The organism is Komagataeibacter kakiaceti JCM 25156, assembly GCF_000613305.1.
Genome location: NZ_BAIO01000067.1, coordinates 1 through 8,922, shown reverse-complemented (window position 1 = coordinate 8,922; position 8,922 = coordinate 1). Strand labels below are relative to the sequence as shown.

The 8,922-nt window shown below is 62.2% G+C and carries 5 protein-coding genes and 2 pseudogenes; 4 read left to right on the top strand and 3 right to left on the bottom strand.

Going from position 1 to position 8,922, the window contains the following annotated elements:
- On the bottom strand, positions 1-249 hold a 249-nt coding region (locus JCM25156_RS22060), incomplete at its 3' end, for a LysR family transcriptional regulator (protein ID WP_034958612.1).
- A gap of 144 nt (positions 250-393) precedes the next feature.
- Between JCM25156_RS22060 and ahpC the strand changes: the two genes are divergently transcribed.
- Positions 394-957, top strand: a complete 564-nt coding sequence (gene ahpC, locus JCM25156_RS06255; RefSeq protein WP_025812504.1) for an alkyl hydroperoxide reductase subunit C — start codon at positions 394-396, stop codon at positions 955-957.
- A gap of 79 nt (positions 958-1,036) precedes the next feature.
- Positions 1,037-2,615, top strand: a pseudogene (gene ahpF, locus JCM25156_RS22055) (alkyl hydroperoxide reductase subunit F).
- 71 nt (positions 2,616-2,686) lie between these two features.
- Here ahpF and JCM25156_RS22050 read toward each other — a convergent pair.
- The gene (locus JCM25156_RS22050) at positions 2,687-4,237 is read right to left on the bottom strand and encodes a glucoamylase family protein (RefSeq protein WP_183480389.1); all 1,551 of its coding nucleotides are present in this window, start codon (positions 4,235-4,237) and stop codon (positions 2,687-2,689) included.
- Between the two features lie 320 nt (positions 4,238-4,557).
- Between JCM25156_RS22050 and JCM25156_RS06240 the strand changes: the two genes are divergently transcribed.
- Both JCM25156_RS06240 and JCM25156_RS06235 read left to right on the top strand, forming a co-directional pair.
- Entirely contained in the window at positions 4,558-5,028 is a 471-nt protein-coding gene (locus JCM25156_RS06240; protein ID WP_025812503.1) for an RcnB family protein, read from the top strand.
- Between the two features lie 317 nt (positions 5,029-5,345).
- Positions 5,346-6,683, top strand: coding sequence for an Nramp family divalent metal transporter (locus tag JCM25156_RS06235; RefSeq protein WP_148299343.1), 1,338 nt, complete (start codon positions 5,346-5,348; stop codon positions 6,681-6,683).
- 6 nt (positions 6,684-6,689) lie between these two features.
- On the opposite strand, the pseudogene JCM25156_RS22045 reads toward JCM25156_RS06235, so the two are convergent.
- Positions 6,690-8,922 (bottom strand): annotated as a pseudogene (locus JCM25156_RS22045) (mechanosensitive ion channel family protein); the annotation flags it as partial.

Below are 8,922 nucleotides of genomic sequence, written 5' to 3'. Positions count from 1 at the left end.
GGCGGCGGTCAGCACGTCGCGGCCCATGGCGATCAGGCGCGCGCCCTCCGGTGTGAGCGTGACGCGGCGGCGCGAGCGTTCAAACAGGACGACACCCAGCAGGGCCTCCAGCTTGCGCACCTGTTCGGACAGGCCGCCCTGGCTTACGCCGCAGCGTTCCGCCGCGCGGGAAAAATTGCGCAGGTCATCCACCGCCACCACATATTCAATATCGCGTAGCGACAGGCCGGAGAGGGGAATATAGGTCATGGGTATAGATAGGACCGATTTTGAACGATTTGTAAAACGGTTTTCCCGATAACAGCCATTGACAGAAACTGTTTCCCCGCATTTCGTGTTCGTGGGACAAGATGCCCGTTAACACCTGATTAGCGAAAGCAAGGAGCATACCACATGGCACGCATCAATTCGTCATTGAAGCCTTTTGAGGCCGATGCCTTCCATAACGGCAAGTTCATCAAGGTGACCGATGTCGATGTGAAGGGCAAATGGGCCGTCTTCTTCTTCTATCCGGCGGATTTCACGTTCGTCTGCCCGACGGAACTCGAGGATCTGGCCGACAACTACGCGACATTCCAGAAGCTGGGCGTGGAGATCTACTCGGTCTCGACCGACAAGCATTTCACCCACAAGGCCTGGCACGATACGTCCCCGGCCATCAGCAAGATCAAGTATGTCATGCTGGGCGACCCGACCGGTCAGATCGCACGCAATTTTGATGTGCTGATCGAGGAAGCCGGGCTGGCCGATCGCGGCACCTTCCTGATCGATCCGGACGGCAAGATCCAGTACATCGAGATCACGGCCGGTGGCGTTGGCCGCAGCGCGGCCGAGCTGATCGACAAAATCCAGGCCGCGCAGTACGTCGCCACCCATCCGGGTGAAGTCTGCCCCGCGAAGTGGAAGGAAGGCGGTGAAACGCTGACCCCGTCGCTGGATCTCGTCGGCAAGATCTGATCCGTGCGGTTGTGGTCCGGCCCCTTTGCGGGGCCGGGCCACCCTGCCCACCTTTCCGGAAAGAGCGGAGTTAACTCCCATGTTGCAAGACACCATCAAAACGCAGCTCAAGGCTTATCTAGCTGGTCTGGCGCACCCCATCGTGCTTGAGGCATCGCTTGATGACAGCCCGAAATCGCGCGAGATGCATGAACTGCTGCACGAGGTCGCCGCCCTTTCCGACAAGGTGCAGGTTTCCGAACAGGGCACGGCCACCCGGCGGCCTTCCTTTGTCATCCGCCGCGAAAACGCGAAAACCGGCGTGACATTCGCCGCCATCCCGATGGGGCATGAGTTCACGTCCTTCGTTCTGGCGCTGCTTCAGGCGGGCGGTCATGCGCCCAGGCTGTCCGATGAGACGGTCGCCAGATCAAGGCGCTGCCGGGGCAGTACAATTTCGAGACCTATGTCTCCCTTTCATGCCAGAACTGCCCTGATGTGGTGCAGGCGCTCAACGCCATGAGCGTGCTCAACCCCAACATCCACAATGTCACGATCGACGGCGCGCTGTTTCAGGACGAGGTGGCGCAGAAAAACATCATGTCCGTGCCGCAGGTCTATCTGAACGGGGAACTGTTCGAGACCGGGCGCACGGATATTGACCAGATCCTGGCCCGGCTGGACGCGGACGCGCCCAAACGCGCGGCCGAGAAGCTCAAGGACATCGCCCCGTTTGACGTGCTGATCATTGGCGGTGGCCCCGCTGGCGCATCAGCCGCGATCTATGCCGCCCGCAAGGGGCTGCGCACGGGTCTGGTGGCCGAACGCTTTGGCGGGCAGGTGATGGATACGGAAGGCATCGAGAACTTCATCTCGGTCAAGGAAACGGACGGGCCGAAGCTGGGCGCGGCCCTTGAGGCCCATGTGCGTCAGTATGACGTGGACATCATCCCCTCCCAGCGCGCGAAGGAACTGTTTCCTGCCGCGCATCCCGGCGGTCTGCATGGGGTTGCGCTGGAAAGCGGGGCGATCCTCCATGCCCGCACGGTCATACTGGCCACGGGCGCGCACTGGCGGCATCTGGGCGTGCCGGGCGAGGAGGAATACCGGAACAAGGGCGTGGCCTACTGCCCGCATTGCGATGGCCCCTTCTACAAGGGCAAGCGGGTGGCCGTGGCCGGTGGCGGCAATAGCGGCGTGGAAGCCGCGATCGACCTTGCGGGTATTGTCGCGCATGTCACACTGCTCCAGCGCGGTTCGCACCTGAAGGCGGACAAGGTGTTGCAGGACAAGCTGTACAGCCTGCCCAACGTGACGGTTCTGACCGAGGCCCTGACCTCCCGCATCGAAGGGAACGGCAGGAACGTGACCGGCCTGACCTATCGTGGCGGCGATGGCGCGGACCATCATGTGGATCTGGAGGGGGTGTTCGTGCAGATCGGCCTGCTGCCGAACACGGGCTGGCTGAAGGGTACGCTGAAGCTCAACGACTTTGGCGAGATCGTTGTGGACAGCATGGCGCGACATCGGTTCCCGGCGTGTTCGCCGCGGGTGACGCCACCACCACGCCCTACAAGCAGATCGTGATCGCGATTGGCGGCGGGGCCACGGCGGCGCTGGCGGCGTTCGACTACCTCATCCGCGTGCCCGCGACCGAGGACAAGCTTGTAGCGGCATGAATCCTGTGGCGGGTGGCGCGGGTCTGACCCCTGCCCGCTCCATCCGCGTCGGGTTGCCTCGGTCGTATTGTTCAGGAATGGCGGGCTGCCGTCGTATCCGCTGGCAGCGCGCTGGCGTGATCCTGTCGCGGTGACGGCGACTGCGGCGATGGGGGTGTGGGAGATGTGGGCGCCGTCATGGCCGTGGCGGCTGGCAGCCAGCCGCCCGCAAACCCCGCGCGTTCCAGCCCGGTGCGGATATAGGGGTTGTGCTTCATCACATCCCAGACCAGCCCGCTGCGCCAGTTTTCGATCATGAGCAGGATCGGACCCTGATCTATGCCCAGATATTCATGGTCGGTCCAGAAAGACTGCCCATCGCGGAAACTGGGGTTGAAGGCATCGACAAAGCCGTACTGACCATAAATCCGCGCGCCATAGCGGGCTTTCATGTTCCGTAGCGTCGGCAGCACGATTTCAGGGGCGAAGGCGATGGAACCGGCGGCGGCGGTGGGTGCGATGGTACCGTCATCCTGCGTATAGTCCCGCCCCGCGCCCCGGGCGGAATAGGACAGGAAGTGGCGGGACTGTCCATCCATCTGCCGGGTGACATCACCGGGGCCATCGCAGGCGGTCAGCCCCCACATGGTGGCGCTGTAGTCCTGCCATTTGCCCGGATTGGCTATGGCGTAGGCCTGCTGGGCGTAAACGGCGCGGCGGCTGTTTTCAAAATAATCTATCTGCCGCGACTGCGCCCACGCATCGCGCACGCCACGGAAGTCGATCCATGCGTGGCTGTACTGGTGGCCGAACAGGGGCGCGAAGTTGAGGAATGTCTGGCCATAATAATCCCCCCATCTCTGGTTGTTGGTGGCAAGCCATGCCTGCCACGAGACCGGGGCCAGTGGATGGGAAGGTGAGCCGAGGCCGAGGATGTACGCCATCATCCCTTCGCTGTAGCCTTCCCAGTAGTTCGGGATGAACTGGTGTTCCGGTGTCCAGCCCATGCTCATCCGGTTATCGGGCCGGGTGATCCATTGCCAGTTGACGCGCCTGTACAGCTGATCGGCCAGATCGCGTATTTCGCGTTCCCGCGGCGTGTCGCGGTCATAAAAGGACTGGGAGAACAGGACGCCCTGCATCAGCAGCGCGGTATCGATGCTGGACAGTTCGATATCCCGGCTGAAGCGCAGGCCCGTGTTTTTGTCGAGGAAGTGGTAGTAAAGACCCTGATAGCCCGCCGCCCCTTCCGCGCTGTCATTTTGCGGGCTGCGCATGAGATGGCGCAGCGTGACCAGTGTGCGCCGGGCAGCCTGCTCGCGCGTAATGTAGCCGCGTGTCGCGCCGATGCCATAGGCGGTCAGGCCGAAGCCGATGGAGGCGACGCTGCTCAATGTCTGCCCCGATGGGTAGCGGTCGGGAACGAGACCGGTCTTCGGGTCACCTGCATCCCAGAACCACTGGAAGGTGCGGCGTTCCAGATCATCGATCAGGATGGAATCCGCCGGGTTGAGACTGATGGCGGGGCCGGCCGTGCGGGTATCCGTATCCGCCGCATGGGCGGGAATGGGGAGCAGGGATACGCCATACAGCAGTGCCGATACGAGTACGGCCGCGTGTCGCCCGGTTTTTATAGGGTGCAAAAGCCAGGTCTCCCGCCGTTACCTTGGCCTTTATGGATTCAGATCACGGCGGAGCGCAATACGCCTTCCCACGCTTCGAGCTAGAAGTTGCATTGTGAAATATAACGAATCATGTCCATCCGGGCGGTTGTGTTCCGCATCACACACAAAACATCGCACTCAGGTTGTGGGGCATGGGTGATGCAACCCGGCCCACCATTCAGGCGTTACGGGATGAAGACCGCTCCCGCCCGGAGCGTGCCTGAGGGAAAATGAATGAGGCTGAACCGGCCCCCTCCTTTCCCCTCAACTCCACAGCCCGATCTGGATCAGGACCGCCCATGAAAATCAGATCCACCATGGCACTCATCACGGCTGGTGTGCTGTGCCTTGCCTCCCCGGTTTACGCGCAGCCTTTTGGCCAGCCGGGGCCACATGGTGGCCCCGGTGCCGGTCCGAATAATTCCGGGCCCGGTCGGGGCGGACCGGGTGGGCCGGGTGGATCCGGTGGCCCGGGCAGGTCGCAGGGGCCGGGTGGCGGGATGGGCCATCGCATGAATGGTCCATCACCCCGGCGTGGCGGTGGTGACGATCATGTTGACATGAACCGCGTATGGCGGCGGGGAGACCGCTATGATGGCCCGCGCAACAGCCGGTGGGTGGTCAACAACTGGCAGAATTACCGTGGTCTTTCCGCCCCGCCGCCGGGGTATGAATGGATGCGCTATGGCAATCAGTACCTGCTGACCGCCCTGACCACGGGTGTGATCGCGGGTGTTGTCAGTGCAACCGTGGCGTCACAGATGCGGTGATATGCCTTTTCGCCGCTACTTTTTTTAAAGACGATGTTCCCGAGGCTTTTTGAAAACAGCTTCACCAGAAACGTCCCTAGGATTTGCGGCATGTATTAAGGGCGATATTTTCAAACAATCGCCTGTTTATCAAGGAGAATCCATAACGGGACGCTCTGGTCCGGTGGAAAATCCGGGGGACGGAGAGCTTTGGTCAATATATTGCACAGACTGATAAAATTCCCTTGTGCAATCTAATATAGCCTATTGAATATCATGGGCGGATACGATTGAGTAACGGCATGAGCCATAAGCCCCCTGCGCCCCTAGCACCGCCCATGCCGAAACCCGCCATATGGCGCTTTGCCAGAGGTACACAGGCCGATAACCACAGCCTGCCCGAAGTCTTTGCCTCCGTGCATGTGCCCGATTCCGGGGCGCCATGGTTGCGGCGGTTTCTGGCGTTTGTCGGTCCGGGTTACATGGTCTCGGTCGGGTACATGGATCCCGGCAACTGGGCCACGGACCTGCAGGGGGGGGCGCAGTTCGGTTACACGCTGCTGGCCGTCATCCTGCTGTCGAACTTCATGGCGATCATGCTGCAATCGCTTTCCGCGCGGCTGGGCATCGCCACGGGTCATGATCTGGCGCAGGCGTGCCGGGACCATTTTCCCCCTGCCCTCAATATCGTTCTGTGGCTGGCCTGTGAGCTGGCCATTATCGCCTGCGATCTGGCCGAGGTCATCGGTACCGCAATCGCCCTTCAGCTCCTGTTCGGTATTCCGCTGCTGGCGGGCGCCCTTATCTCGGTCATGGATGCGTTTATCGTCCTGTTCCTGATGAACCGGGGGTTCCGTTATCTGGAAGCCTTCGTGATCGGGCTGCTCAGCGTGATCGCGCTGTGTTTCATGGTGCAGGTGGCGGTGGCCAGCCCCCCGCTGGCCAGTGTGCTCAGGGGGTTCCTGCCTTCATCCGCCATCGTGACGGACAGCCGGATGCTCTATATCGCCATCGGCATCGTCGGGGCGACCGTCATGCCCCATAACCTTTATCTTCATTCCTCCATTGTGCAGACGCGGGCCTACGCGCGTACGCCGGTGGGCCGGCGCGAGGCCATATGCTGGGCCACATGGGACAGTTCCCTTGCGCTGATGCTGGCGCTGTTCATCAACGCCGCGATCCTGATCGTGGCGGCGACGGCGTTCCATACCACCGGCCACCAGGATGTGGCGGAGATCGAGGACGCGTACCGCCTGCTCTCTCCCGTGCTGGGGGTGGGTATCGCCTCCACATTGTTCGCGGTCGCGCTGCTGGCGGCAGGCACCAACTCCACCGTTACGGGCACGCTGGCGGGTCAGATCATCATGGAGGGATTCCTGCGGCTGCATATCCCGTCATGGGCGCGCCGTCTGCTTACGCGGGGTCTGGCTATCGTCCCGATTGTGATCGTGACGGCCCTGTATGGCAACCGGGGCGTGGGGCAGTTGCTCATGTTCAGTCAGGTCATCCTGTCCATGCAACTGCCCTTCGCGGTGATCCCGCTTGTCATGTTTGTATCCGACCGGCGCAAGATGGGGGAGTTTGTCATTTCTACCCCCATGGCGGTGCTGGCATGGCTGGTTTCCGCCGTGATCCTGCTGCTCAATGGCAAACTGCTGTTTGATACGGTCTTCTGACACACCCTAGCCCTGCGGCGCCGGTTCTGCCGGTCCGGCTGGTTCCGTCGGGCCACCCGCCTTTTTCTGGGCCTGATCCATGCTGACGTGCAGCCCGTCGCTGCCAGGGGCGTTGTCCAGCAGGTAGAGATAGCTGGGAACCGGGAATTTGATGCCTTCCTGGCTCATGCGCACGGCAAGCCGACTGTAGAATTCCCGATAGACGGCCCATTTCGCCCCCGGCGCGGTCCGGACCGAGCAAGGTAGCGCGCGCCGTTTCCATCCGCCTGTTCGATACCCAGAAACGAGTAACCGGACATGATCAGCCGCCCAAAGCGTGGCGTCTGGCGCATTTTTTCCAGTTCTTCATGCAGTATGGCGGTCAGTTGCCCCGTGTCCTGCGTAAGGTCGATCATGAAATCAACCACGACGAGGTTGTAATCGCGTGATGTGTTGGCGATGGAGGACACCTCCGAAAACGGGATGATGTGCAGATCCCCGTTGATCGAGCGCAGCCGCAGGGTGCGGATGGACAGATGTTCCACCGTGCCCGATATGCCCCCCGCCGTAACCCAGTCGCCCACCTGAATGGCGTTTTCCACCAGCATGAAGAAGCCGGTGATGAAATCCTTGACCAGACTTTGCGCGCCAAAGGCGATGGCCGCGCCCATGATCCCCGCACCCGTCAGCAGCGGTGCGACATTGATGCCGATCTGTGACAGGGTGGTCACCGCCACGATAATGATGATGACGGCCAGCAGCACGGTCTTGATAATGGGCAGGACCGTGCGCAGGCGGCTGGCGCGGCCTGTCTGGGCGGAATTTTCAAACCGTGCGATCTGGCGTTCCAGCGCCGCGTTCGCCGCCTCCCACGCCAGTACGGCCACGGTATAGGCAACCATCATGGAAGTGATCGCGCCCACGATCTTCGGCCCCAGCCTGCCATAGAAAAGGAAGTGGATGGCGGGCAGCCCGAGCGCCTGAAGGAACAGGACCACGGAGATGAAGAACAGCAGGAACGACAGCATCTTGCGCGCGGCCGGATAGTAATAGTCCACCCGCCCCTGCAGGCCGGGATAGCGTGCTTCCAGCGCCGGGGAGATGTGGAACAGCCGGTTCTGCAGGTTGAAGATCAGGACCGACACCACCCGCGACAGGATCACGACCGCCGATGTCAGGATGACCGTGCGGAAAATCCAGACATAGCCGCCGCGGATATGGGTGGCCCAGATCAGCCACAGCGCGAAATTGAAGAACATCGCCGGTATCCACCACAGGTAGACCAGCCTGCCCAGAAACATCCAGAATGGTTGCTTGCGCAGCCGGGCCGGTGGCTGCAGGGCGCTGGCCACATGGGCGCGTACCCGCCATGTGAAGATGGCCACAAGCACATGTTCGACCAGGACCACCGTGCGAATGATTGCCTCGGTCCCGCGCGCGGGCATGTCGAACACCCCGCCCAGCGTGGACAGGCACACCACGACCGAAGGGGCGGCCACCAGGAAATTGAGCCACCGCGTGACCATGAACGCGGTCTGGGTGCTGGCGCTGCACAGGCGGATGGCCGGGGAATGCGGGACAAACAGCGTTTCCATCAACAGATAGACCACGCGGGCGACGACATAGGCATTTGTCAGCGTCAGCGTGACCAGTTCGGCCTGATGGGTTGTTGTCAGCAGATAGGCGAACGACGTGCCCAGCCCGAAAAACAGCCCCACCGGCAGCATCTTGATCAGCAGGTGCAGGATTGAATACGGCAGGCGGGCCAGCAGGCGCAGCGTGGCGTGCTGCGCCTGCATGTCGTTCTGCTGGGCCTGTAGGGCCGCCTGTTCATCGGCGGCCTGCGCGGTATCGTCCCCGGCCGTGGGGGACGGAGGCGGTGCGGCATTGACATCGGGCAGGTTGAGCCGCCGCTCGGTCGCCACGGCGCGTTCCGTGACCTTGAGCAGGGGCTTGCGCAGCAGAAGCGAGAAACCACGCTCGGCGGCCAGGGCAAGCAGCAGGATCAGCGTCGCCCGGCCCACGGCATCAAGCAGGATGCCGCGCGACTGCGGATCGGCGAAGATGGTGCGCGTCCAGTGGGCGACAAATACAAGATCGCCAAACAGCGCCACGAAATGCTTGGCCTGCACAAACAGGCTGGCGCGCAGGGAGTCCATGTCCTGCACGAAATCGCTGCCCAGACTGTCCGCCTGCACGGTCACCACCTTGCTTTCCGTGCTGGATGCCGGTGGGGGAGCCGGGGCGGCGGCGGGTGGCG

What these genes read in the sequence shown, in the direction of transcription:
- ahpC (WP_025812504.1), top strand. Translation starts at nt 394, where the DNA reads ATGGCACGCATCAATTCGTCATTGAAGCCTTTTGAGGCCGATGCCTTC.
- JCM25156_RS06240 (WP_025812503.1), top strand. Translation starts at nt 4,558, where the DNA reads ATGAAAATCAGATCCACCATGGCACTCATCACGGCTGGTGTGCTGTGC.
- JCM25156_RS06235 (WP_148299343.1), top strand. Translation starts at nt 5,346, where the DNA reads ATGCCGAAACCCGCCATATGGCGCTTTGCCAGAGGTACACAGGCCGAT.